This window comes from Streptomyces sp. PA03-3a, from assembly GCF_033792735.1.
Taxonomy (GTDB): domain Bacteria; phylum Actinomycetota; class Actinomycetes; order Streptomycetales; family Streptomycetaceae; genus Actinacidiphila.
Genome location: NZ_JARAVM010000010.1, coordinates 194,030 through 219,789 on the forward strand (window position 1 = coordinate 194,030; position 25,760 = coordinate 219,789).

Below are 25,760 nucleotides of genomic sequence, written 5' to 3' on the forward strand. Positions count from 1 at the left end.
GCCGTGGCGACGCCCCGTACGGGCCCCGCCGGGATGCAGCGGCGCCCCTCACGATCAAGCATCGAGGTGACGAGCGGACGAGGGCCGGGAGGGCTGCGGTGACCGGCGTGCTGACCCAGCGGGACTGGCGGACCCAGGCGTACGAGTTGCGGGACGCGCGCCGGCCCACGCCGTACCTGATCCTCGGCACCCTCTTCTGGGCGGTGGTGGCCTACCGCACCTGGCAGTCCCCCCTCGCCTCCGACTTCGGCCAGCACGCCGCCGCGATCGAGCGGATCGCCGCCGACTGGCTGCACCCGGCCAACCCGCTGCTCGACGTGCCGGGCACCGGCAGCCCCTACTTCACCCCGTACACCGTGGTGCTGGGGCTGCTGTCGAAGCTGACCGGCGTACCGGGCTGGCAACTGCTCAAGGGGTGCGGCCCGGTCAACCTGGCGCTGATCGTCACCGGCATCGGCGCCTTCACCCGGGAACTGAGCCGCCGGCGCTGGGCGCCGGTGCTGGCGCTCGCCGCGTTCGTGCTGCTGTGGGGGCCGCAGTACAAGGAGTGGAGCGGCTTCCTCGGCCTGCAGTCGATGATCAGGGGGCTGACCTACCCCAGCGCCTTCGCCGTCGGCGTGACGTTCTGGGTGTGGGCGCTCACCGCGCGGGCGGCCCGGCGCGGCGTCGCGGGGACCTGGCTGCACGCCTGGCTCGGGCTGCTCGTCGGGACCGTGCTGCTGGTGCACCCCTTCACGGCGATGGGCACCGTCATCGGCGTGCTCGCCATCGTCATCGGCATGCAGCGCATGCCGGTCGCCGCCGGGGTCCTCGGCCGCTGGGCGCTGACCGGCGCGGTCGCCTTCGCCGTCGCCGCCTGGTGGCCCTACTTCAGCCTCTCCTCCCTCCTCGGCGACCCCACCGTCGACGACGTCCACCAGCGGCTGTACGCGAACCTGTGGCAGTGGTACGGCCTGGCCCTGGCCGGGCTGCCGGCCCTGCTGTACCGGCTGCGCGTCAACCGCTTCGACCCGCTGGTGCTGATGTTCGCCGCGGACTGCGCCGTCGCCGCGTACGGCTGGCTCAGCGGCTCCTACTCCTTCGGTCGGATCTTCGGGCTGCTGCTGGTGCCGCTGCAGTTCGCGCTGGCGATCGAGCTGGCCGAGGCCCCGCCGTGGACCGGGCTGCGCCGCGTGCTGGCGCCGCTGACGGCGGTCGCGGCCTGCGCGGGACTGCTCGCGCAGGCGGGCGCGGTCGTCCCGGCACGCTACGTCCCGCCCGCGCTGCACCTGCAGCGGCTGAGCACCTGGCCCAGCTACCTGTGGGCGCAGGAGCACATCGCCGCCGGCGACGTGCTCCTAACCGACGGGTACAACCCGACGCACGTCATGCCGGCCTACGGCGCGTTCCTCGTCTCACCGGCCTGGCCGGACCCGTCGACCACGGCGGCCGACCGCGAGCGCCGCGCGGCCGACGTACGCGCCTACCTGGCCCCCTCCACGCCCGTGGACCAGCGCCTGGACATCGCCCGCCGCTACCACGTGAAGTGGGTGATGACCGAGCCCGGCGAGCCCGCCCCGCCGGGAGGCGTCCAGGTCGCCCAGGGCCCGCGCACCGGTGAACGGCTCTACCGGGTCGGCTGAGCCCCGCCACGCGGCAGGGGCCGGGGAGCGTGCTCCCCGGCCCCTGCCGTCGTCGTGTCGCGGTCGTACGCGTCAGCGGCGGGCGCGCAGCAGCGAGCGGATCGTCCGCATCGCCACCGACAGGTTCGCCAGGTCGAAGGTCTCCGAGCCCTGGATCTCGTCCAGGGTCGTCCTGGCACGCCCGATCAGCGCGCTGTTGGACTCCTCCCACGCCTGGTAGCGCTGCTCCGGGGTGGAGGAGCCGTTGCCGACGGACAGCACGTCCTGGGTGAGTGCCGCGTGCGCCGCGAACAGGTCCTCGCGGATCGACGCACGGGCCATGGAGTGCCAGCGGTCGGCGCGCGGCAGCTCGATGATCCGGTCGAGCAGCTGCGTGATCTGCAGCCGGTCGGCGAGGTCGTAGTAGACCTCGGCGACCGCCAGCGGGTCCTTGCCGGTCCGGTCGGCGACGTCGACGATGTCGAGCGTCGGGAAGGCCGAGGAGAGCCCGGCGACCCGCGTCGCCAGCTCCTCCGGCACGCCCGCGCCGGTCAGCTCGTCGTGGATCGACTCGTACCACTCCAGATCCGCGCCGCGCAGCAGCTTCGGCAGCACCGCCCACACCGTGGCGACGCCCTCGCGGAAGAAGTCGATCGTCTCGGCGATCGCCAGCGGCTGCGGCCGGTTGTTCAGCAGCCAGCGGGTGCCCCGCTCGACCAGCCGCCGCGAGTGCAGCCGGATCCGGGTCTGGACGTCGGCCGGCACGACCGTGTCGAGCGCCTCCACCTCGTCCCAGATGCCGCCCAGGGCGAAGATGGCGCGGGCGGCGGTGTGCGCCCGCACGATCTCCTCGGTGGTGGCCCCGGTCTCCTCCTTGAAGCGGTGCAGGAAGGTGGTGCCGCCGGTGTTGACGGTGTCGTTGACCAGCACCGTCGTCACGATCTCGCGCCGCAGCGCGTGCCCGTCGATCTGCCCCTGGAACCGCTCGTGCAGCGCCTTGGGGAAGTACGCGTCGAGCAGCTGCCGCAGGTACGGGTCGTCGGGCAGGCCGGTGCCGAGCAGCTCCTCCGCCACGGTGATCTTCGTGTAGGCCAGGAGGACGGCCATCTCCGGCAGGGTCAGGCCGTGACCGGCGTTCAGCCGCTCGCGGATCTGCCGGTCGGAGGGCAGGAACTCCAGGGCCCGGTCCAGCTTGCCCTCGCGGACCAGCTTGCGCAGGTAGCGCTGATGGGCGTGGAGCAGGCTGGCGGACTGGGCCATGCCGTTGGCCAGGGCCACGTTCTGCGCGTAGTTGTTGCGCAGCACCAGGGAGCCGACCTCGTCGGTCATCTCGGCCAGCAGCGAGTTGCGCTGCTTGACCGTCATGTCGCCGTCGGCGACGACCGCGTTGACCAGGATCTTGATGTTGACCTCGTGGTCGGAGGCGTCCACACCGGCGCTGTTGTCGATCGCGTCGGTGTTGACCCGGCCGCCGGACTGGGCGAACTCGATCCGGCCGAGCTGGGTCAGGCCCAGGTTGCCGCCCTCGCCGACGACCTTGACGCGCAGCTCGCCGCCGTCCACGCGGATCGCGTCATTGGCCTTGTCGCCGACGTCCGGGTGGGTCTCGGTGGCGGCCTTCACATAGGTGCCGATGCCGCCGTTCCACAGCAGGTCCACCGGGGCCTTGAGGATCGCCCTCATCAGGTCGGCCGGGGTCATCTTCGCCACCGGCTGGTCGATGCCGAGCGCCTTGCGGATCTGCGGGGTCAGCGCGATCGCCTTGGCGCTGCGCGGGAAGACCCCGCCGCCGTGCGAGATCAGCTTGGTGTCGTAGTCCGCCCACGAGGAGCGCGGCAGCTCGAACATCCGGCGGCGCTCGGCGTACGAGGTCGCCGCGTCCGGCACGGGGTCGATGAAGATGTGCCGGTGGTCGAAGGCGGCGACCAGCCGAATGTGCTCGCTGAGCAGCATGCCGTTGCCGAAGACGTCACCGGACATGTCGCCGACGCCGACGACGGTGAAGTCCTCGCTCTGGGTGTCGTGGCCCATCTCGCGGAAGTGCCGCTTGACCGACTCCCACGCGCCGCGGGCGGTGATCCCCATCTTCTTGTGGTCGTAGCCGACCGAGCCGCCGGAGGCGAAGGCGTCGCCGAGCCAGAAGCCGTAGGAGGTGGCGACCTCGTTGGCGATGTCCGAGAAGGACGCGGTGCCCTTGTCCGCGGCGACCACCAGGTAGGTGTCGTCGCCGTCGTGGCGGACCACGTCGGCCGGCGGCACGACCTGGCCCCCGACCAGGTTGTCGGTGACGTCGAGCAGACCGGAGATGAACGTCTTGTAGGACGCGATGCCCTCCGCCAGCCACGCCTCGCGGTCGGCGGACGGGTCCGGCAGCTGCTTGGCGACGAAGCCGCCCTTGGCGCCGACCGGCACGATGACGGTGTTCTTCACCATCTGCGCCTTGACCAGGCCGAGGATCTCGGTACGGAAGTCCTCGCGCCGGTCGGACCAGCGCAGGCCGCCGCGGGCGACCTTGCCGAAGCGCAGGTGCACGCCCTCCACGCGCGGCGAGTACACCCAGATCTCGTACGCCGGGCGCGGCGCGGGCAGGTCCGGGATGGCCTGCGGGTCGAACTTCATCGACACGTAGGAGTGCGGCCTGCCGCCGTCGGCGCGCTGGAAGTAGTTGGTGCGCAGCGTCGCCTTGATCAGGGTCAGGAAGGAGCGCAGGATGCGGTCCTCGTCCAGGCTGGCGACCTGCTCCAAGGCGGCGTCCACCTCCTCCAGCAGGGCGTCGGTCAGCTCGCTGCCGGCCCGCTGGTGGTCCGGGGAGAGCCGGGCCTGGAAGAGGTTGACCAGCAGCCGGGTGGTGTGGACGTTGTTGCGGAGGGTGTCCTCCATGTAGTCCTGGGAGAAGGCCGTGCCGGCCTGCCGCAGGTACTTGGCGTACGCCCGCAGCACCATCGCCTGGCGCCAGGACAGGCCGGCGCGCAGCACCAGCGAGTTGAAGCCGTCGTTCTCGGCCTGCCCGGTCCAGGTCGCGGTGAAGGCGTCCTGGAAGCGCTCACGGGCGTCGTCGCCGAGGTCGCCGAGCGAGGGGTCGATGCGCAGCCCGAAGTCGTAGATCCAGGCGCGGGTGCCGTCGGCGCGGCGCATCTCGTACGGGCGCTCGTCGATGACCTCGACGCCCAGGCGCTGCAGCACGGGCAGCACCGCGGACAGCGAGACGGGGGCGCCGGTGCGGTAGATCTTGAAGCGGCGCTCGTCGGGTGCGGCGCCGACCGGCTCGTACAGGCTGAGGCAGAAGTCCTCGCCGTTGAGCCGCTCCAGGTGCTGCAGGTCCGCGACGGCCGCGCGGGGCGTGAAGTCGGCGCGGTAGCCGTCGGGGAAGGCGTGCGCGTAGCGGCGGGTCAGCTCGGCCGCGCGCTCCTCGCCGCACTCCGAGGTCAGCGCCTCGGCGAAGCCGTCCGCCCAGGAGCGGGCCGCGTCGGCGAGCCGGTTCTCGATCCGCTCGACGTCGCGCTCGGTCAGGTGCGGCAGCGCGGTGCCGGACGCGACGCGGACCACGAAGTGCAGCCGGGAGAGCACCGACTCGGTGTTCCAGGCGGTGAAGTCGGCGGTGACGCCGTTCAGCTCCTCCTTGAGGATGTCCGTCAGCCGCAGCCGCACGCCCGTGGTGTAGCGGTCGCGGGGCAGGTAGACCAGCGCCGAGAAGTAGCGGCCGTACTCGTCCTGGCGCAGGAACAGCCGCAGCCGGCGGCGCTCCTGCAGGTAGAGCACGCTGGTGACGATCTCGCGCAGCTCGTCCGGCCCGGTCTGGAAGAGCTCGTCGCGCGGGTAGGTCTCCAGGATCTGCAGCAGGTCACGGCCGTCGTGGCTGTCCGGCGAGAAGCCCGCGCCGTCCAGCACCTCCTGCACCTTGCGGCGGATCACCGGCACGCGGCGCACGGACTCGGTGTAGGCGGCCGAGGAGAACAGGCCGAGGAAGCGGCGCTCGCCGACGACGTTGCCGTCGGCGTCGAACTTCTTCACCCCGATGTAGTCGAGGTAGGACGGGCGGTGCACGGTGGAACGGCTGTTGGCCTTGGTGAGGATCAGCAGCTTGTGCTCGCGGGCCTTCTTGCGGGCGTCCGCGGGCAGCCGGTTGAAGGACGGCGAGACCGCCTGGCCGCTCTCGGACTCCTCCACGCGGTGCTGCGGGTCGGAGCGCAGGATGCCCAGGCCGGTGCCGGGGACGGCGGTGAGCACGTCCTCCTCGCCCTCGGGGGTGGTCTCCGTGGTCAGCGCGTACTCACGGTAGCCGAGGAAGGTGAAGTGGTCCTCGGAGAGCCAGCGCAGCAGCTCCCAGGCCTCGCCGACCTCCTGCTCGGGCAGCGCGGGCGGGGTCGCGGCCAGCTCGTCGGCGATGCGCAGCGCGGCGTCGCGCATCTTCTGCCAGTCCTCGACGGTCTCGCGGACGTCGGACAGGACCCGGCGCAGGTCCGCGGTGATCTGCTTCAGGTCGTCGCGGTCGGTCTCGCGGTCGATCTCCACATGGATCCAGGACTCGACCAGCACGTCGTGCGGCACACCGGAGGCGTCGCCCGGCGCGGCGTCCAGCACCTCCAGCAGCTTCCCGGTCACGTCACGGCGCACCAGCATCTGCGGGTGGACGACGACGTGGATCGCGCGGTCCTGACGGGACAGCTCGTTGGTGACGGAGTCGACCAGGAACGGCATGTCGTCGGTGACCACCTCGACGACGGTGTGGCTGCACGTCCAGCCGTTCTCCTCCACCGAGGGGGTGTGCACGCGGACGTTGGCCGTCCCCTGCGGGCGCACCTCGGCGAGACGGTGGTGGGACACGGCTGCGCCGAAGACGTCCACCGGGTCGCGGTCGAGCAGGTCCTCCGGGGCGCTGTGCAGGTAGTAGCGCTGAAGGAAGGCTCCCAGCGCCTCCTTCTCGAGGCCCTGGCCAGGTTGTCCCCCCGCCGGGCTGTTCTCAGCTACCCGGGCCGCCCGTGCGAGCAGCTCGGCCTTTGCTTCGTCCAGCTTGGTCTGCATGTCCTCATGCTCCTGTCGCGCGCCATTGCGTGACGTAGGTGATGGTGATCGATGGATCAGCGCTGATCACGCTGTAAGGCTATCGCTACGGCCGGGGGGGCTGTCAGGGGCTCTTTGTGTACAAAACCACGAACCAATCTTTGACGAACTGGACAGTCCGGCCGGCCGGGTGCAGGTTGAGGAGGGGAGCGTCACGGAGATGTACCAGGACGTTCACACGGCATCGGCGCGGAACGGCGGACGGCAGCAGCACGCAGCGGACGGACAGCAGACGGACAACAGACGGCGAGAGGCGGGACACCCAGCCATGGCCACCAAGATCCTGATCGTGACCGGCGACGCGGCGGAATCGCTGGAAGTCATGTACCCCTACCAACGGCTCCTCGAAGAGGGGTACGAGGTGCACATCGCGGCCCCCAGCCGCAAGAAGCTCAGGTTCGTCGTCCACGACTTCGAGGACGGCTTCGACACCTACACCGAGAAGCCCGGCTACACCTGGCCGGCCGACCTGTCCTTCGCGGACGTCGAACCCGGCGAGTACGCGGCCCTGGTCATCCCCGGCGGGCGCGCTCCCGAGTACCTGCGCAACGACCCGGAGCTGCGCAAGGTCCTCAAGGCGTTCTTCGACGCCGACAAGCCCGTCGCGCAGATCTGCCACGGCCCCCTGCTGACGGCCGCCGTGGGCGCCCTCAGCGGGCGCCGCGTCACCGCCTACCCGGCGCTGGAGATGGACATGGAGGCGGCCGGCGCGAGCTTCCAGGACTCCGAGGCCGTCGTCGACGGCGTCGTGGTCTCCTCGCGTGCCTGGCCGGACCACCCGGCGTGGATGCGCGAGTTCCTCACCGTGCTGCGCTCCAAGGCGCCGGTGGCCTGACGGCCGGTGCCCGGGTCCCCGGCGGGGCCCGGGCAGCCGGGCAAACGGCGATCGGTCGGACGGCCGCCGTGGGCCGGGCTCAGGCGGCGACCAGGGCCTCGGCGGTCTCCACGGCCTGCTCCAGGGTGTCCACCACGGGCACCCCCGCGGTCTCCAGGCTGGCCCGGCTGTGCGAGCCGCCGGTGTAGAGCACCGCCATGGCCCCGACGTGGCGGGCGGCCACGGCGTCGTCGACGGCGTCGCCGATGACCACCATGCGGTCCGCCGCTATGCCCTCCATCGCCGCGACGTGCCGCGCCATCTGCTCGGACTTGCCGCTGTGGCTGCCCTGGGTGCGGCCGTCCACCCGAAGGAAGTGGTTCTCGATGCCGTGCGTGCGCAGGATCGGTATCAGCCGATCGTGGGGCGCCAGGGAGCACAGCGACTGCGTCAGCCCCTCGTAGCGGCGCCGCGCCAGGATCTCCGCCGCCCCCTCGGCGAGGCCGCACGTACCGGCGAGGGTCCAGTAGTGGCGATGGAAGATGTCGTCCATCACCTCCCACTCCTCGTCGGTGGGCAGCCGGCCCATGAGCCGCTCGTAGAACAGGGGCACCGGCACGCAGTACAGCTCGCGGTAACGCTCCAGCGTGATCCGCGGCAGCCCGATCTCGGCGAAGGAGGCGTTGGTCGCCTCGATCACCGCGTCGATGTCATGGAGCAGCGTGCCGTTCCAGTCCCACACGAGATGCGCGTTCACACCCGAAACCGTACCCAGACCCCATGTCCTCAAGGCAAGTGCCCAGGTCAAATCCACTCACGGCGTGTTCGCGCGGTCACCTCACGCAATGAGCGAGGTGATCTCCTGAGTGGCGTACCAGAGCAGCTCGTGGTCCTCGGCTCCGTCGACGGTGAAGCGGGCGTCGTCGTCGCCCGCGTCGGCAGCGCCGAGGGCGTCGGCGGCCGCCGTGACGTCCTGCTCGGCGTCGTCGGCGTCGGCGTGGACGGCGGCCGCCCTCGTCATCGGCACGGGTGCGGCCAGCCGCACCGCGCCCAGCGCCGAGGGGTCCAGGCCGCGGTCGGGGTCGAAGGCGACGGCGGCGTCGGCGACGTCCACCGCGACCACCACGCGGCGCCTGGGCGCGTCCGGGGTGGCGGCCAGCTGGCGCAGGGAGGCCTGGGCGGCGCGCGTCAGCGCGGCGTACTCCAGTTCCTCGATGTCGTCGGAGACGTACCACTCGCGCAGGCTCGGGGTGACGGCGAAGGCGTCCAGCGGGGCGGGGCCCAGCTCACCCGCCTTGTGCGCCTCGGCCAGGCCTGGGAGGGTCGTGGGGATGTAGACGCGCATGGCGTCAGCATACGGGCGCACCACCCCTGATAGGTGAATCCCGCACCGCCTCCCGGACATCGCCGGCCCGGCTTCCCCCGGCCGCACCCGTCCCCGTAGAACCCGGTTACCAGTCGGTAGACCACGGGGGTCCACACCATGCCTGTCCTCACGCCCATGCCCGCGTCCGCGCCGGCGCCCTCACCGGCGCGGCACGTCACCGCCCTGCCGCCGCACGTCTGGTTCGCCGGGCGGCTGCTGGAGGTCCTCACCGGACGACGGCCCATCACCAGCCTCGCCGGACGGATGCGGCCCGAGGCCTACGACCGGCTCTGGGACCTGGTGGGAGCCCGCGCCGACTGGCGCTACGTCTCCCGCGGCCACCTGCCGCGGCTGCTGGGGCCGCCGCACGTCTCCCCCGTCCTCGACGGCGCGGCCGTCGAGGTCAGCGCCGTCGTCCTGCTCACCCCGCACGTCGCACGCGCCCTCGCCTTCCGGCTGGAGCGCGCGGGCCGCGAGGCACCGGCAGCGGCACCGGGACGTGAGGGGCCGGCACGCGCCGGCACCGCCGGCTGGCGCTGCGCCGCCGTCGAGGCGCACTGACCCCGCCGGAGCGCGAGCCGGGGCCGGCGCCGGGACACGCGCCGGGGCCTGGACACGCGCCGGGGCCGGACCCCGTCAGGAGTCCGGCCCCGGAACGCGTGACCGCTACTTCTTGCGGCGCCGGCCGCCCTTGGCCGCGCGGCGGCGCTCCGCCCGCGTCAGGCCGTCCGACTCCGCGCCCGCGTCGCTCTCGAAGTCGCCCTCGACGACACCGCCCTCGCCGTCCACCGTGGGAGCGGAGAAGTGCAGCCGGTCGGCCCGCTTCGGGGCCTCCAGCCCCTTGGCCCGGATCTCCGGACGGGCGTCCTGCTTGACCAGCGTCGGAGCCGCGTCCTGCGGGCCGCCGGCGTCCACCGGCACCTCCTCGACCTGCTGCTCGACCTGGACCTCCAGGTTGAACAGGTAGCCGACGGACTCCTCCTTGATGCCGTCCATCATGGCCTTGAACATGTCGTAGCCCTCGCGCTGGTACTCCACCAGCGGGTCGCGCTGCGCCATCGCCCGCAGGCCGATGCCCTCCTGCAGGTAGTCCATCTCGTACAGGTGCTCACGCCACTTGCGGTCCAGCACCGACAGCACCACGCGCCGCTCCAGCTCGCGCATGATCTCCGAGCCGAGCTGCTGCTCCCGCCCGTCGTACTGCTCGTGGATGTCGTCCTTGACCATCTCCGCGATGAAGTCCGCGGTGATGCCCGCCCGGTCGCCCGCGGCGTCCTCCAGGTCCTCCACGGTCACCGTGACCGGGTAGAGCTGCTTGAAGGCACCCCACAGCCGGTCCAGGTCCCAGTCCTCGGCGAAGCCCTCGGCGGTCTCGATCGCGATGTAGTCGTCGATCGTGTCGTCCATGAAGTGCTGCACCTGCTCGTGCAGGTCCTCGCCCTCCAGGACGCGGCGGCGCTCGCCGTAGATGACCTCGCGCTGCCGGTTGAGCACCTCGTCGTACTTCAGGACGTTCTTGCGGATCTCGAAGTTCTGCTGCTCGACCTGCGACTGGGCGGAGGCGATGGCGCGGGTCACCATCTTGTTCTCGATCGGCACGTCGTCGGGAACGTTGGCCATCGCCATCACGCGCTCCACCATCTGCGCCTTGAACAGGCGCATCAGGTCGTCACCGAGGGAGAGGTAGAAGCGGGACTCGCCCGGGTCGCCCTGACGGCCGCTGCGGCCGCGCAGCTGGTTGTCGATGCGCCGCGACTCGTGGCGCTCGGTGCCCAGCACATAAAGGCCGCCGAGCTCCTTGACCTCCTCGAACTCGGCCTTGACCGCCGCCTCGGCGCGCTCCAGCGCCTCCGGCAGGGCCGCCGCCCATTCCTCGACGTGCTCCACCGGGTCCAGGCCGCGCTGCCGCAGCTCCGCCTCGGCCAGGTCGTCCGGGTTGCCGCCCAGCTTGATGTCCGTACCACGGCCGGCCATGTTGGTGGCCACCGTGACGGCGCCCTTGCGGCCGGCCTGCGCGACGATCGAGGCCTCGCGCTCGTGCTGCTTGGCGTTCAGCACCTCGTGCGGGACGCCGCGCTTGTTCAGCTGCTGCGACAGGTACTCGGACTTCTCGACCGAGGTGGTGCCGACCAGGACCGGCTGGCCCTTCTCGTGCTTCTCGACGATGTCGTCGACGACCGCGGCGAACTTCGCCTCCTCGGTGCGGTAGATCAGGTCCGCCCGGTCCTTGCGCTGCACGGACCGGTTGGTCGGGATCGGGACCACGCCGAGCTTGTAGATCTGGTGGAACTCCGCGGCCTCGGTCATCGCCGTACCGGTCATGCCCGAGAGCTTGGAGTACAGGCGGAAGAAGTTCTGGAGGGTGATCGTGGCGAGCGTCTGGTTCTCGTCCTTGATGTCCACCCCCTCCTTCGCCTCGATCGCCTGGTGCATGCCCTCGTTGTAGCGGCGGCCGGCCAGGATACGGCCGGTGTGCTCGTCGACGATCATGACTTCGCCGTCCATGACGACGTAGTCCTTGTCCTTCTTGTAGAGCTCCTTGGCCTTGATGGCGTTGTTCAGGTAGCCCACCAGCGGGGTGTTCACCGACTCGTAGAGGTTGTCGATGCCCAGCCAGTCCTCGACCTTGGACACGCCGGCCTCGTGGATGGCGACGGTGCGCTTCTTCTCGTCGAAGTCGTAGTCGCCGGTCTCGGCCTTGCCCATGCTGCCGGCCTCGCCGGCCTTCAGGCGGGTCACCAGGCGGGCGAAGTCCGAGTACCACTTCGTGGCCTGGTCCGCCGGGCCCGAGATGATCAGCGGGGTACGGGCCTCGTCGATGAGGATCGAGTCCACCTCGTCCACCACCGCGAAGTTGTGACCGCGCTGCACCAGTTCGTCCTTCGACCACGCCATGTTGTCGCGCAGGTAGTCGAAGCCGAACTCGTTGTTCGTGCCGTAGGTGATGTCACAGGCGTACTGCTCGCGGCGCTGCGCCGGGGTCATGTTCGCCAGGATGCAACCGACCTCCAGGCCCAGGAAGCGGTGCACCCGGCCCATCCACTCCGAGTCGCGCTCGGCGAGGTAGTCGTTGGTGGTGATCAGGTGCACGCCCTTGCCGGACAGCGCGTTCAGATACGTCGGCAGCGTACCGACCAGGGTCTTGCCCTCGCCGGTGCGCATCTCGGCGACATAACCGAGGTGCAGCGCCGCACCACCCATGATCTGGACGTCGTAATGCCGCTGACCCAGGACGCGCTTGGCTGCCTCGCGGACGGTGGCGAACGCCTCGGGGAGCAGGTCGTCCAGGCTCTCGCCGTCGGCGTAGCGCTCCTTGTACTCGTCCGTGAGGGCCCTCAGCTCGGCGTCCGTCAGATTGACGAAGTCCTCTTCAATGGAATTGACCTGGTCCGCGATGCGGTGCAGCTTGCGCAGGATCTTGCCTTCGCCTGCACGCAGGATCTTGTTGAGGACGGACACGTAGGCTGGCTCCTTGCCGGTCGGGCCTGGCACGGTTTCTCGCGCTGGCACAGCAGGTCACACCCCGCTGCAACGGCCATCGTAAGCGAGGACCCCAGCGGGCCGGGAGGTCCGTCGCCAAGCCGGGCGGTTCTCCCTGTCGATCGCGGCCCCGATCCGGTCTTTTCCGGTCGAGACCGCACCCCCCGCTCGGGGATACTCCGACCCATGGAGCCGATAACCCTCACCACCGACCGTCTCGTCCTGCGCCCCTTCGGACCGGACGACGCCGAGGCCGTCCGCATCGCCTGCCAGGACCCGGAGATCCCCCGCTGGACACCCGTGCCCTCCCCGTACACCCACGAGCACGCGCACGAGTTCGTCGCCCGGACCTGCCCCGACGGCTGGCGCGACGACACCGTCTACAACTTCGCCGTCACCACGCGCGACGAGGGACGCCTGGTGGGTGCCATGGGGCTGGTGCGGCTCGCCCAGCTGAACACCGCCGAACGGCAGGCCGAACTCGGCTACTGGACCGCCAAGGAACAGCGCGGCCGCGGCCTCACCGCCGAGGCCGCCCGCGCCGTCGCCCACTGGGCCTTCGAGGGACTCGGCGTGGAACGCCTGGAGTGGTACGCCGAGGCCGGCAACGCCGGCTCCCGCGCCGTCGCCCTCAAGGCCGGCTTCCGGATGGAGGGCACCATGCGCGGCAAGATCGTCCACCAGGGCACCCGCCGCGACGCGTGGATCGGCTCCCTGCTCCCCTCCGACCTCGGCCTGACCGGCGGGGCCGCCTACCTCCCGTACCAGGGCGCATGACCGGGCCGGCCGGCCGGGCCACGGACCCCGCGCGCCCGCCGGGCGGGCACCGCGGACCCGGCCAGGACCGGATTGTCGGTGGCGCCTTCTAGGGTGGGCGCATGACGAAGCCCGTGGCCCTCTCCGCCGACGACGCCCGCCGGACCGCCCTGCGCGCCCAGGGCTTCCTCGGCGCCCCCGACCGCCGCGGCGGCGTCCGCGGCGTCCTGCGGCGGCTGGGCGCGGTGCAGCTGGACACCATCTCCGTGCTCGCCCGCTCCCACGAGCTCATCCCGTACGCCCGCCTCGGCGCCGTCGGCCGCGCCGCCGTCGAGGACGCGTACTGGACGGAGAACCACGCCTTCGAGTACTGGTCGCACGCCGCCTGCATCCTCCCCATCGAGGAATGGCCGCACTTCTCCTTCCGCCGCCGCGCCCGGCGGGCCCGCGGCCACCGCTGGCACGTACTGCAGGACGCCGACCGCTCCACCGCCGCCGTCCTGGACCGGCTCAAGACCGACGGCCCCCTGACCTCGACCGAACTCGGCGGCGCCAAGAACGGCGGCCCCTGGTGGGACTGGTCCGAGACGAAGATCGCGGTGGAGTGGCTGCTCGACACCGGCGAGGTCGTCTGCACCCGGCGGCGCGGCTGGAAGCGCGTCTACGACCTCGCCGAGCGGGCCGTACCCGACGCCCTCTTCCACGACGACATCGACGACACCGAATGCCTGCGCCGCCTGGTCGCCCAGGCCGGCGCGGCACTGGGCGTCGCCACCCGGGCCGACCTCGCCGACTACCACCGCCTCAAGGGCGAGCAGGTCGACTCGGTCGTCGCCGACACCGGCCTCGTCCCCGTGCAGGTCGGGGGCTGGGGCGGCAAGCCCGCCTGGGCCGACCCCACCGCCCTGGCCGAGGCCTCCCGCGGCGGCGGCCGGCACCGCACGACCCTGCTCTCCCCCTTCGACTCACTGATCTGGGACCGGCCCCGCACCGAGCGCGTCTTCGGCTTCACCCACCGCCTGGAGGCGTACGTCCCCAAGCCCCGGCGCATACACGGCTACTTCGCGATGCCGCTGCTGGCCGGCGGCCGGCTGGTCGGCCGCGCCGACCCGGCCCGCGAGGGAACCACCCTGATCGCCCGTCAGGTCTCACTCGAATCCGCGCGCGCCGTCGAGCCCATGGCGCAGGCGCTGCGCGAGGCCGCCACATGGGTCGGCTGCGACGACATCCGCATCGAACGCCTCGACGACCCCGAACTCGCCGCGGCCCTCACCACAGCCGTCGCCGCCTCCTGACCGCAGGAACCCGGCTCAGCGGATCTCGAGGATCTTCTCCCGCATCGCGTACACCACGGCTTCCATCCGCGAGTGCAGCTGCAACTTCTCCAGGATGTTCCGCACGTGGTTCTTCACCGTGTTCTCGCTGATGAAGAGCTCCTTGGCGATGTCCCGGTTGTTCATGCCGGTGGCGACCAGCTTCAGCACCTCCAGCTCACGGTCCGTCAGCCGGGGGGCGGGCACCAGCCGTCGCTCGTCCGTGCGCTGGATCATCGACTTGAACTCGGTGAGCAGCTTCGACGCCATCGACGGGCTGATCTGCGACTGGCCGTCCGCCACCGCGCGGATCGCCGTGGCCACCTCGTCCGTGGAGATCTCCTTGAGGAGGTAGCCGGTCGCCCCGGCCTTGATGGCCTCGTAGAGGTCCGCCTCCTCGTCGCTCATCGTCAGCATGATGATCTTCGCGCTGGGGGCCACCTCCTTGATGGAGGTGCACGCCTCGATACCGCCCCGCCTCGGCATCCGCACGTCCATCAGCACGATGTCCGGCAGCAGATCCGCGGCCTTCTCCGTCGCCTCCGCGCCGTCCCCCGCCTCGCCGACGACCTGGATGTCCTCCTCCTGCGCGAGCACGATCTCCAGACCGCGGCGGAAGAGGGCGTGGTCGTCCACCACGAGCACCCTGATCGGCTCCTTGCGCGGCGCGCCGGCGACGCCCGTGTCCCCCGCGGCGCCCGTACCGGGCTCCGCGCCACCGGCCGGCGCGGGCTCGAAGCTGTCCGCCATCGGTTCCTCCCCCTCGGGCCGGCGCCCGTGGTAGTCGCACTTTCCGTGCCAGTCCAACCGGGCGGTACCGCCCGCACATTGGCTGTCCGGCCATGATTCCACGCCCGAGCACGGCGACGCTCCCAGGCGATGGTCGTTTCCCGCCCGGGAGCGCCGCCACTGACCCCTAGTTCACCGGCGGAGCGCTCCGCCCGCGCCGGCCGGCGCATCCTCGACGGAAGGGTCCTCCTTGAGGTGGATGACGCCATAGTCGTAGCCGTGCCGCCGGTAGACGACACTCGGTTGTTCCGTGTCGGAGTCGATGAACAGATAGAAGTCGTGCCCGATCAGTTCCATCTCGTAGAGGGCCTGGTCGAGCGTCATCGGTGCTGCCGCATGCGTCTTCTCGCGAACCACCAGCGGTCCTTCACCCTGGACCTCGAGACGACCGCCGATCTTGGTGGTGGGCACGCCCGTGGGGGTCTCCCCGCCGGTCGGGGTGCCGTTGAACTCGGTCGTGGCCAGTCCGGCCGTCGCCTCCGCCACGCTCATGGGTGTCCGGCTGCCGCCGCGATGCACCCGGCGCTTGTCGGCCGCCTTGCGCAGCCGCGCCTCGAGCTTGTTCGCCGCGACGTCGAGCGCCGCGTACGGGTCGGTCGCGGCGGCCTCGGCCCGGATCACCGGGCCACGGGTGCGCAGCGTGATCTCCACCCGGTCGGAACGGTCTGCCTGCCGGGGGTTCGGTTCCTTGGACACCTCGACCTCGAGGCTCATCACCTTGCCGTCGAGCTTCTGGATCTTCTCCAGCTTCTCGTTCGCGTGCTTCCGGAACCGCTCGGGCACCTCGGTCTTGCGGCCCTTGACGACGATGTCCACGCAGAACTCCGTTCCCGGATCGCCTCGGTCTCACGGGGCGATCCCTTGCGCTGAGGCCGGCGGGCACCAGGTCCCGGCCGGCGTCGACGTTCGTTGCCGCTCCGCACGCTCGGAGGCTCCCGGGCGGCGAAGCCGCGACTCTCACCTCCTCCTCCCCCGCAAGACAGAACTTCACCCACTGAACCTTGGGTGAACCGCGTCTCGCGGTCCGTGAAACGGCGGCCCACACGGGCACCGCCGCCCCTCACCACCGAACATAGACCCGCGGACCCGGGGTCGGCACCCCCAGAAGCGCTATACCTCCCTTCGGGTGAAATGCCCGTCGCGCCACCTGCGAGATCGCTCCTGACCTTCGGATTCGGCTCGCCTTTCGGGCGCCTGTTCGGGGCCGGGTGGGGGCCTCCCCTTCCCCCCGGCCCCGGCTCACCGGGGCGGGGCCGCCGGCCGGGGTGCCCGTCCTCGCCGGCCGCTCCGGCCGCTCGTGGGGTGGCGCAGCGGTGCCGGGCCCGCGACGACCGCCGCGGCCAGGACCCGGCCTCCGGCCTCCTCGACGGCGCGGGTCGCGGCTGCGAGTGAGGCGCCGGTGGTCATCAGGTCGTCCACCAGCACCACCGGGGCGCTCCTCAGGAGCCGATCGGCGCCGCGGACGGCGGTGAGGGCGCCGGAGAGGTTGGCGGGCCTGTCACGGGCGCCGAGGCCCGCCTGGTCGGCCACCTCGCGGCGCTGGCGCAGCACCGCGGCCACCCGGACGGTCAGCCCGTCGCGTCGCAGGTCCGTGGCGGAGGCGAGGGCGAGGCGCCGGGTCGCGTCGTGGCCGCGGGCGGCGACCGCCCGCCGGGAGGAGGGGACGGGGACGAGGAGGAACGGGGGGAGGGCGGGCGGGGGGAGGGGAGGGCCGGCTTCCCGGCGCCGCGTCTCGGGGGCCCCACCCCCTCCCCCTCCCCGCACCGCCGCGTAGACCGCGCCCGCCAGGGCCTCGCCCAGCGGCCGGGCCAGGCCCAGCGCGCCGCGCTCCTTGTGTGCCAGGAGCACCGCGCGCGGCTGGTCCGTGTAGACGGTCGCCGCCCACACGGCGGGCAGCCCGTCGGGCGGCGCGTCCGGCCGGACCTCGCGCGCCCCGGGCTCATGCAGCGCAGCGCCGCACTCCTCGCACAGCACGGTCCGCGGCGCCCCGCACCCCGCGCACTCGGCCGGCAGCAGCAGCCCGGACATCTCCCGCCACCATGACCGCACGACGCGACCGCCCCGCAGGCCCCGCCGTCCCCGTGCTCCCCGCATGACTCAACGATGGCGGGAACGGGCGATCACCACCAGCCCCGTCCCCAGCCTGTGGATAACTTTCCCCGCCCCACGAACGACCTTGCGCTCACCCACGCGTCGGCGCGCGATCACCACGCACCGCGAGCGTGTGAAGAGCCGAAGGGGCCGAAGGGCCGAGAGGGTCGTCAGCCCGGGTAGACGGGCGAGCCGGCCTTCGGCGCGACTTCCTTCCAGTTGGAGTCGGACGGCAGCCGGAAGACGCCGCCGTCGAGCTCCGCGAGCAGCGGTTTGTCCTGGCGCTCCGAGGCCGCCACCGACACCACGCCGCTGATGCCCGGCAGGCTCGACGAGGACGTGCCGGAGCCGTCCGCGTCCACGTACTGGATCTGCGGCACTCCCCCGGCCTCGCGTCCCACCACGACGAGCCGGCTGAACCCGGCCCAGGACGCCGCTATGACGTCCTCGAGTTGCGGTGCGACGCTGCGCAGTTCCGCCACCGTGATCTTCTGGTCGGCGGCCGTCCCTGTGCGCTCGATCCTCCCGAGCCGCAAGGTGGTGTGGTCGCCGTCGCGGACCAGCAAGGCGATGCGCACGCCGTCGGCCGCGACCCTCAGCGACTCGATGCGCCCGTCACCGAGGTCCGGCACGTCGACGGGCACCGGGTTGCCGGCACCGTCGGGCAGCATCAGCAGTCGCGGCCGGTCGGGGTCCCGGTCGGCGATCCAGAGGTCGCCGTAGCCGTCCCAGCTGGGGGTCGTGAAGCGGTTCTTCGGGTCGACGGCCTGGCTGCGCAGGACGACGGGGCCCAGTTGGGCGTCGGCGTTCAGGCCGGTCACGTAGAGGCTCGCGTCGTCCTCGGTGAGGGCCGCGGCGTACTGCTCGTCGCGCCGTACGGCGGCCGAGCCCACCTTGAACGTTCCCGTCCCGAGGGGGCCCGCGACCGCGGTGGGCGGGGCGGTGCCCGTACCGCTGAGGCTGACGAGGTGGTGCTCCGCGTCGATGAAGTACTGCTCGTTGCTCTCCCCGACGAGCTTGTCCGGCGCGTATGCGCCGGCGTCGCCGCGCTGCAGTGTGCACAGAGTGCGACCGGAGGGGCCCTGGAGTTCGACCGAGGGTACGGGCGTGGACGACATGCCCTGGATGGTCTGGATCAGCTGGGCGGCCATCCGTTCGCAGCGCGCGCCGTCGCCGCCGGGAGACCCCTTGAGCTTCACCGTGACGCGCTGGGAGTCGTCGAGCTCGACCTCCTCGGCCCGTATGCCCGTGGGGAACGCCGAGGTGACGACGGGTTCCAGCCACTCGGTGGGCCCGGCGAGGAGGGCGTTGACGGCGTTGCTGAGCGCGTTGATGCGCTTGCGCAGGTAGATCGGGTCGGCGACGAGGGCGTCCCGGCCGGCGGCCGCGTCCTTGGGGCCGGGCCCGGGGGAGGCGAAGTAGAACGTGTCGACGGATCGGTAGAAGCGCTGGAAGTCGGCCTCGCTGAGCACCAGGCCGTCGGCGACACCGGCGATGCGCCATTCGCCGTCTTCCTTGGTGAGGCGCAGCCCGCTGCTGAAGGTGCCGTTCTCGGCGGTGTAGGCGTGCCGCTCGTCGACGGTGGCGACCTTGGTCCCGGAGAGGGTGATCTGGGTGCTGTCGCCATCCTTGCCGTCGGCGGTCGTGCCCGGTTCCTGCGCCTGGGCGATGCCTCCGGCGAGGACGGTTATCCCCGATTCGGGTTTCCAGCGCTTTCCCTGGTCCTTGGTCAGGTAGAGCTTGGCGGTGGCGTAGTCGGCCTCGTCGCTGGTGATGGCCTCGAGGAAGCCGCTGACGATGTCGCTGGGGGTCTCGCCGCCCTGCGGTTTGACGCCGAAGACCCGGACCTGGGGATCGGTGTCGGCGTGCTTCTCACCTCCGACCTTGTGCACTTCGCCGCTGTTGGGCATGGACGCACAGCCCGTGAGCAGCACGAGTCCGCTCAGGAGCACGCCCGCAACGGCCGGCCTCGGGAGGCCGCCCCCCTTCGCGCGCATCAGTCGTCGTCCTCCCGCGCTTCGTCCGCTGTCGTGGGGTGGGTGGCCGTGCCGCCGCCCGCACGGTGTCCTACGACCCGTGCGCCGTTGCCGGGCAGGGCCGCCGGGTCGGCGGCGGGTGGCCGCGGCGGGGTGAACGGCATGGAGGGGATGGCGGGCGCGGCGAACCGCGGCGCCGGGAAGCTGTGCTGCGCGGAGACGGGGGGCGTGGCGGCGTCGAGTGCGGTGGCGCCGGCGGGCATGCCCCGGTGGGAGAGCGCGGTGGCGAGGTCGCGGTTGCGGCGGGAGTCCTCGGGTTCGAGGGCGATCGGGGATCCGCGCAGGCTGTCGGCGCCGGTACGGGGCAGGGTCAGCCGGAACTGGGAGCCGCCGCCGGGCTCGCCCCATGCCTGGAGCCAGCCGCCGTGCAGGCGGGCGTCCTCGAGGGCGATGGACAGCCCGAGGCCGGTGCCGCCGGTGGTGCGGGCGCGGGCGGGGTCGGCGCGCCAGAAGCGGTTGAAGACGCGGGTGGCCTCGCCGGGCTTGAGGCCGACGCCGTAGTCGCGTACGGCGACGGCGACGGCGCCGCCTGCGGAGGCCATGCGGACGTGGACGTCGAGACCCTCGCCGTGTTCGACGGCGTTGACGACGAGGTTGCGCAGGACGCGTTCGACGCGGCGGGCGTCGGCCTCGACGGTGACGGGCTGCTCGTCGCCGTGGACGACGATGCGGCTGCCCTTGCGTTCGGCGATGGGCTCGGCGCCGTCGACGACGCGTCGTACGACGTCGCGCAGGTCGATGGGCTCGGCCTCCAGGGCGGCGGCGCCCGCGTCGAAGCGGCTGATCTCCAGGAGGTCGGAGAGCATCGACTCGAAGCGGTCGAGCTGGTTCTGCAGCAGTTCGGCGGAGCGGGAGGTCGCGGGGTCGAAGTCCTCGCGGGCCTCGTGGATGACGTCGGCGGCCATGCGGACGGTGGTCAGCGGGGTGCGCAGCTCATGGGAGACGTCCGAGACGAAGCGGCGCTGCATCCGCGACAGGTCCTCCAGCTGCTGGATCTTGACCTGCAGGGTGTGGGCCATCTTGTTGAAGGACTCGCCGAGGCGGGCGATGTCGTCCTCACCGGTGACCTTCATGCGCTCCTGGAGGTGTCCGGCGGCGAGCCGCTCGGAGATCCGGGCGGCCATGCGGACGGGTGTGACGACCTGGCGCACGACGAGCCAGGCGATGGCGCCGAGCAGGACGACGACGAAGATGCCGGCGGTGGCCAGGGTGCCCTTGACCAGCCCGAGGGTCTTCTCCTCCTGGTCGAAGGGGAAGAGGTAGTAGAGCTGGAAGGGCTTGCCGTTGGGGTCGCTGAGGCGCTGGCCGACGATGAGGGCGGGCTCGCCGTCGGGGAGGCTGTCGCTCTTCATCGAGGTGTAGCGCTCGAAGACGCCGGACTCCTCGTCGAGTGCCTTGCGCAGGTCCGCGGGCACGCTCTCCTCGGGCCGGACGCCGCCGGAGCCGCGGGGGGCGTGTGTGCCGGGGCTGTCGGACCCGAGGCTGACGGGCTGCGCCTGCGCGTCGGAGCTGAGGGCGACGACGGAGTAGACGCCCTGTCCGCTGCTGGCGAGCCCTTCGACGAGGTTGTTGAGCCAGGTGGCGGTGTCGTTCCGGCTGTGCCCGTCCGAACCGGCGTCGGTGTCGCCGTTGCCGGTGACGTTGCGGGCGGTCTCCTTGGCGACGGCGAAGCCGCCGACGGCCTGGCTCTGCGCGGTCTGCCGTTTGGCGTCGAGCAGTCCGTTCTTGACCTGCCCGATGACGACGACGCCGAGGAGCAGGACGACACCGAGGGACATCAGCAGGGTGGTGGCGACCACGCGCAGCTGGATGTTGCGGCGCCAGAGCCGTACGGCGGGCTGCAGGGGTCGCCGGGCCCAGCGCACGAACGAGCGGAGCACCGGCAGCAGACCCGTCAGGGGGTCCGCGTGCCGGCTCTCCATCCGCTCACGCTCGTACGCGGTGGTCATGTCAGCCCGGCCCGGCCTTGTAGCCGACGCCGCGGACGGTCACCACGATCTCGGGGCGCTCGGGGTCCCGCTCGACCTTGGAGCGCAGGCGCTGGACGTGCACGTTGACCAGGCGGGTGTCGGCCGCGTGCCGGTAGCCCCAGACCTGCTCGAGCAGCACCTCGCGGGTGAAGACCTGCCAGGGCTTGCGGGCGAGGGCGACCAGCAGGTCGAACTCGAGGGGGGTCAGCGCGATGGGCTGACCGTCCCGCTTGACCGAGTGGCCGGCCACGTCGATGACCAGGTCACCGATGGTGAGCTGCTCGGGGGTGGGCTCCTCGGCCCGGCGCAGCCGGGCCCGCACGCGGGCGACGAGTTCCTTGGGCTTGAACGGCTTGATGACGTAGTCGTCGGCGCCGGATTCCAGGCCCACGACGACGTCGACCGTGTCGCTCTTCGCCGTGAGCATGACGATGGGGACCCCGGACTCGGCCCGGATCTGGCGGCATACGTCGATGCCGTCCCGTCCGGGGAGCATGAGGTCGAGGAGAACCAGATCAGGCTTGGTCTCTCGGAAGGCGGCGAGGGCCTTGTCACCGTCGGCCACGAACGACGGCTCAAAACCTTCTCCGCGCAGCACGATGCCGAGCATCTCTGCCAGTGCGGTGTCGTCGTCGACGACCAGGACGCGTCCCTTCATAGCGACCATCATCCCATTTTCGCATCGATAGCTTTGACCATGGTGTTTGTCGTCACTCCCCCGTGATCTCCGTCCGCTGGCATCCGCCGGTGAACTGGGATGTTCAAAGCCGTCGATGTCAGGCACAGATGTCGGCCCCGGGCACCTGGTTCCGGACAGTGAACACCCTGCCAGGCACATGCCCGGCTGCGCGATGGGTCATAGGGCCTTCTCCCCCTGCGGAAGGTCCTTTTCGGATGCTTCGATCCCATACGCGCTGAGCGGGATGCCACGCGGTGGCTAGCGAGGTGTGAGAAACGGCCTTCGGTCTCTCAGCGGCGGAACCCGGCTCCGTGAGGTGCTTCAGGGCAAAGTGGTGAACGGAGCTCCCAGGTCGACGACGTTTGCGGCGGCCAGGAACCGGCTCCGCTCTCCGCCAGGCGCAGCGTCTGCTACTACCGCCAAAGCCCCACGTATACGGCTCTGTTGCCGTCATCCCCTGCTGCCAAGGGCCACAAGGCGCCACCGATGCCGGTGGCACTACGAAGGGGTCCTTACCGTAGGCGTGCCGCGGCGGCCGAACCCGGCCGGTCGATCCCCGAGGCGCGGCTTCACTCAGTTTCGGTGTGCTTGTGCAGGCGCCGCCACGCACAGCAGAGCAGCAACTCCGATGGCGACGCGACTCGCATCGAGCTGATCTTGGCATCTGTGGCGCTGCTCTGCACCTGCAGGTACGGCGGAAGACTCGCAGGCGCCATGGATACGTGAGCAAGCTCGCACGAACCTTCGAGCCTGGCCCTCTCGACCGCTGGTGCCGTTTCCAAGGCCGGACACTCAACCAGACCGTGTTGGCATGTGCCATCGGACACCGCCAGCGGAATGAACTGGCGAGTGGCCATGCCCCTTTTGGCTTCTTATGTCTATGCGCACCATGTGTGTTCTTTACTAGGTTCTGCCCCGTGAGTGGTGGACGCGTTTGCAGCCTCGGCGGGAAAGAGCCCTGGCGTCCCCTTGGGGGTTGAGCCTTCGAAGTCTCGACACCAAACGAGAGTTGCGGCCCTTGTCCAAGCTCACTTCGGAAATCGGCGCCCCTTGCTGGGGTATTGAGCTCAAGGCGACAAGAAAGGTCTTGTGCTATGGCATTGGCTGAAACTCCGCCCTCCCATATAGGCCGGTGGCGGAGACACGGTCGGCTCAAGGCGACCCTCATCGCGATTCCTGCACTGGCATGGCTGACGGCTGCCAGCCTGTTCGCCAACGCCGCGCACGCGGCGGAAGCCCCCGTGGGGCTGGGGACGGCTACGAGCTACGCGGTGTTGGGCGGTTCGACGGTCACCAACACGGGCCCGAGCGTCATCAACGGCGACCTGGGTGTCAGCCCGGGTCTCGCGGTGGTGGGCTTTCCGCCGGGAATCGTCAACGGAGCGATTCGCACCGGCGCCGCAGCCGCCCCGGCCCAGGCGGACCTGACCACTGCGTACAACGACGCAGCGAGCCGAGGTCCTGGGGCCAACCCAGGTGTCGAGCTTGGCGGACTTATGCTGACGCCAGGCGTCTACACGAACGGGACATTCCAAATCACCGCCCCGAACGCCCTCGTTCTCGATGGCCAGAACGATCCCAACGCCGTCTTCATCTTCCAGACCGAATCGACCCTGGTCACCGGTTCGGGCAGCCGCGTCACCCTCATCAACGGTGCGAATGCCTGCAACGTGTTCTGGCAGGTGGGCAGCTCCGCCACCCTCGGGACCGCATCCGTCTTCAAGGGCAACATCCTGGCCCTGACCTCGATCACAGCGCAAACCAACGCGAATGTGGAGGGCCGGCTCCTCGCGCGTAATGGCGCGGTCACGCTGGACAGCAATGTCGTCACGCGGGCGGCCTGCGCGGTTGGCCCGCCCGGTCCTCCCGGTCCGTCCGGTCCCCCCGGACCGTCCGGTCCCCCCGGACCGTCCGGCTCTCCCGGCGCTCCTGGCGCTCCCGGCGCTCCTGGCGCTCCCGGTGCCCCCGGTGCTCCCGGTGCCCCCGGCGTCCCTGGCGCTCCCGGCGCCCCCGGCGCCCCTGGTGCCCCCGGTCCTTCCGGTGCCCCTGGCCTGCCTGGCGCTCCCGGCGCCCCCGGTGCCCCCGGTCCTTCCGGTGCCCCTGGCCTGCCTGGCGCCCCCGGTGCCCCCGGTCCTTCCGGTGCCCCTGGCCTGCCTGGCGCTCCCGGCGCCCCTGGGCCCGCTGGACCTCCTGGACCCGCCGGGCCTCCCGGGCCTCCCGGGCCCGCCGGGCCCGGATACCCGCACCACGGCGACTACCCGCATCACGGTGATTACCCGGACCACGGTGATTACCCGGACCACGGCGACCACCGGGACGACGATGATGACTCCTGTGGCCCCTGCCTTCCGGACCACGGCGTCCACGACAAGGATGACGAGGACTGGGATTGCAACTGGGAGTGGCGCGCGCCGCTCCAGCCTCGGGAAGCGTCCTGCGACTGAGCGATCAGTCCTCATCCGGCGCGCAGCTTGACGCTCGACGCCATGAGTCCATCGCAGGCGTGACCGCCCCGTACCCCCGGTCAGTCGACCTCGGGTACGGGGCGGGATCGCCACACCCCGCAAGCCACCTGACTCACCGGAATCTCTCCGGGGATTCGTAGGGACCTCCTGGCGAGCAAGCGGCGGACAGTCGCAGTCACCATGATCGGAACCTTAAGGGCTTCGTCTGCGTTGGCTCGTCAAAGGGCCCTGGACCTTGTCGGTCCGGGGCCCTTTCCCATATGCGCCAGGGGGGATTCGAACCTGCGACGCCTGCTTTCGGACGCGCCCGCACGGATGGGGCGGAGAGAGTTTGAGGTCTGGCCCTTGGGGTGAGAGATCGGGGCCCGTACGCTGGCCGCGAATCGGGCTGGCTCCTTGCCTGCCCGCAGTAGCCCGATTTGGGCCCCGATCTTCGAGGCTCGCGCCAAGGGCCAGACCTTAAAGTCTCGGAGCGCCGGCCGCCCTAGCCACCGCGGTTTCTGACCTCATGCCCTGGCCTACCTATGTGGGCGTGCGGCGGCGGATGGCCGTGCCGAGCGGGGCGGAGACTGGAGCGTGGGCACGGCCGGACGCGGGCCGCGCGCCCGGCGGAGCGTGAGCGACGCCGGGTGCCTTGAATGAGGTAGAGAAATATGTAACAGGCCTGGTCAGAGGGCCGTTGTCCGGCCCGGGTGATGCTTGACACCGCTTGCCTCGGCTGGGCCTGTCCGGCGGATCATGGGAATGGCAGAGTGTGCCCGTGAGTTACAGCATCGTTCTCCTCCGGTTCGCGGACAGCGAGGTCGTCGCCCTGGACCCCGAACGATTCCGGCAGGTGACGGAGCCGTACGTGGTAGCGGGCGGCCTGGAGGAGGGCTTCTCCCAACTCCGCGCGGAGGACGGGGGCGAGGCGGACCTCTATCACTCGTCTCAGGGCGAGGACGGAATGTCGTGCGTGACAGCGACACACTTCGCTCGCGGCGCGATGAGCGGCGTGCTCGCCCGGCTGGCGGGAGCGCTCGGGGCCTCGATTGTCCCTCAGGAGGGTCGCGCACTGATCTTTCACGAGGACGAGCGCCGTCATCTTCCTGCGGTCCTCCAGGGGGAAGCGGTTGTCATAGCCCCCACGGCGGACGCGCTCCAGGCGGAATTCGACGCGCTCTGAGCGTCTCCGCCCCCGACGAGTGCGCTAGTGCTGTGACCGCATAGGTTCGCCGGGTTGGTGGTCGTGACGAGCCAAAACGCGGTCACATCGCCAGTGGCGTCCATGTTCCGAACGCGGCGCCGCGCTGCACCACCGATCTGGTGAGCGGCGACTGGTCGGCGGAGTGGCCTGGAT

The 25,760-nt window shown here is 71.2% G+C and carries 17 protein-coding genes; 7 read left to right on the plus strand and 10 right to left on the minus strand.

Going from position 1 to position 25,760, the window contains the following annotated elements; genetic code table 11:
- Positions 1–98 precede the first annotated feature (98 nt).
- On the plus strand, positions 99–1,622 hold the full coding sequence (locus PV342_RS15145; RefSeq protein WP_400808709.1) for a hypothetical protein: 1,524 nt from the start codon (positions 99–101) through the stop codon (positions 1,620–1,622).
- A 72-nt stretch (positions 1,623–1,694) separates the two neighbouring features.
- Here PV342_RS15145 and PV342_RS15150 read toward each other — a convergent pair whose 3' ends face one another.
- Entirely contained in the window at positions 1,695–6,623 is a 4,929-nt protein-coding gene (locus PV342_RS15150; protein WP_400808711.1) for an NAD-glutamate dehydrogenase, read from the minus strand.
- A gap of 307 nt (positions 6,624–6,930) precedes the next feature.
- Here PV342_RS15150 and PV342_RS15155 point away from each other — a divergent pair, with 307 nt between their 5' ends.
- A complete protein-coding gene (locus tag PV342_RS15155; RefSeq protein ID WP_361007127.1) occupies positions 6,931–7,497 on the plus strand; it encodes a DJ-1/PfpI family protein in 567 nt (188 codons plus the stop codon).
- 79 nt (positions 7,498–7,576) lie between these two features.
- On the opposite strand, the gene PV342_RS15160 is transcribed toward PV342_RS15155, so the two are convergent.
- On the minus strand, positions 7,577–8,233 hold the full coding sequence (locus PV342_RS15160; RefSeq protein WP_018564108.1) for an HAD family hydrolase: 657 nt from the start codon (positions 8,231–8,233) through the stop codon (positions 7,577–7,579).
- 81 nt (positions 8,234–8,314) lie between these two features.
- The gene (locus tag PV342_RS15165) at positions 8,315–8,821 is read right to left on the minus strand and encodes a DUF6912 family protein (protein ID WP_018564109.1); all 507 of its coding nucleotides are present in this window, start codon (positions 8,819–8,821) and stop codon (positions 8,315–8,317) included.
- A gap of 156 nt (positions 8,822–8,977) precedes the next feature.
- Between PV342_RS15165 and PV342_RS15170 the strand changes: the two genes are divergently transcribed.
- Positions 8,978–9,403, plus strand: coding sequence for an Rv3235 family protein (locus tag PV342_RS15170; protein WP_361007123.1), 426 nt, complete (start codon positions 8,978–8,980; stop codon positions 9,401–9,403).
- A gap of 105 nt (positions 9,404–9,508) precedes the next feature.
- Here the strand turns inward: PV342_RS15170 and secA are convergent, their stop codons facing one another.
- Positions 9,509–12,301, minus strand: coding sequence for a preprotein translocase subunit SecA (gene secA / locus PV342_RS15175; protein ID WP_329187572.1), 2,793 nt, complete (start codon positions 12,299–12,301; stop codon positions 9,509–9,511).
- A gap of 207 nt (positions 12,302–12,508) precedes the next feature.
- Between secA and PV342_RS15180 the strand changes: the two genes are divergently transcribed.
- Positions 12,509–13,099: a GNAT family N-acetyltransferase gene (locus PV342_RS15180; RefSeq protein WP_392617048.1), complete on the plus strand. Its 591-nt coding sequence runs from the start codon at positions 12,509–12,511 to the stop codon at positions 13,097–13,099.
- 101 nt (positions 13,100–13,200) lie between these two features.
- Positions 13,201–14,373, plus strand: a complete 1,173-nt coding sequence (locus tag PV342_RS15185) for a winged helix-turn-helix domain-containing protein (RefSeq protein WP_500317443.1) — start codon at positions 13,201–13,203, stop codon at positions 14,371–14,373.
- 15 nt (positions 14,374–14,388) lie between these two features.
- Here PV342_RS15185 and PV342_RS15190 read toward each other — a convergent pair whose 3' ends face one another.
- The 6 genes from PV342_RS15190 to mtrA form a co-directional block, all read right to left on the minus strand.
- Positions 14,389–15,141, minus strand: a complete 753-nt coding sequence (locus PV342_RS15190) for a response regulator (RefSeq protein WP_018564114.1) — start codon at positions 15,139–15,141, stop codon at positions 14,389–14,391.
- A 171-nt stretch (positions 15,142–15,312) separates the two neighbouring features.
- Entirely contained in the window at positions 15,313–15,996 is a 684-nt protein-coding gene (gene hpf, locus PV342_RS15195) for a ribosome hibernation-promoting factor, HPF/YfiA family (RefSeq protein WP_361007117.1), read from the minus strand.
- A 423-nt stretch (positions 15,997–16,419) separates the two neighbouring features.
- On the minus strand, positions 16,420–17,208 hold the full coding sequence (locus PV342_RS15200) for a ComF family protein (RefSeq protein ID WP_400808742.1): 789 nt from the start codon (positions 17,206–17,208) through the stop codon (positions 16,420–16,422).
- A gap of 233 nt (positions 17,209–17,441) precedes the next feature.
- Positions 17,442–19,268, minus strand: a complete 1,827-nt coding sequence (locus PV342_RS15205; protein WP_400808718.1) for an LpqB family beta-propeller domain-containing protein — start codon at positions 19,266–19,268, stop codon at positions 17,442–17,444.
- A complete protein-coding gene (gene mtrB / locus PV342_RS15210) occupies positions 19,268–21,256 on the minus strand; it encodes an MtrAB system histidine kinase MtrB (protein WP_386990746.1) in 1,989 nt (662 codons plus the stop codon). Before mtrB ends, PV342_RS15205 begins: the two co-directional genes overlap by 1 nt.
- A gap of 1 nt (position 21,257) precedes the next feature.
- Positions 21,258–21,947 (minus strand): two-component system response regulator MtrA, encoded by a 690-nt coding sequence (mtrA, locus tag PV342_RS15215; protein ID WP_078620260.1) that lies wholly within the window; start codon positions 21,945–21,947, stop codon positions 21,258–21,260.
- A gap of 1,103 nt (positions 21,948–23,050) precedes the next feature.
- Between mtrA and PV342_RS15220 the strand changes: the two genes are divergently transcribed.
- Both PV342_RS15220 and PV342_RS15225 read left to right on the plus strand, forming a co-directional pair.
- Positions 23,051–24,400, plus strand: coding sequence for an ice-binding family protein (locus PV342_RS15220; protein ID WP_500317448.1), 1,350 nt, complete (start codon positions 23,051–23,053; stop codon positions 24,398–24,400).
- Positions 24,401–25,181: 781 nt separating this feature from the next.
- Positions 25,182–25,586, plus strand: coding sequence for a hypothetical protein (locus tag PV342_RS15225; RefSeq protein ID WP_500317450.1), 405 nt, complete (start codon positions 25,182–25,184; stop codon positions 25,584–25,586).
- Positions 25,587–25,760 lie beyond the last annotated feature (174 nt).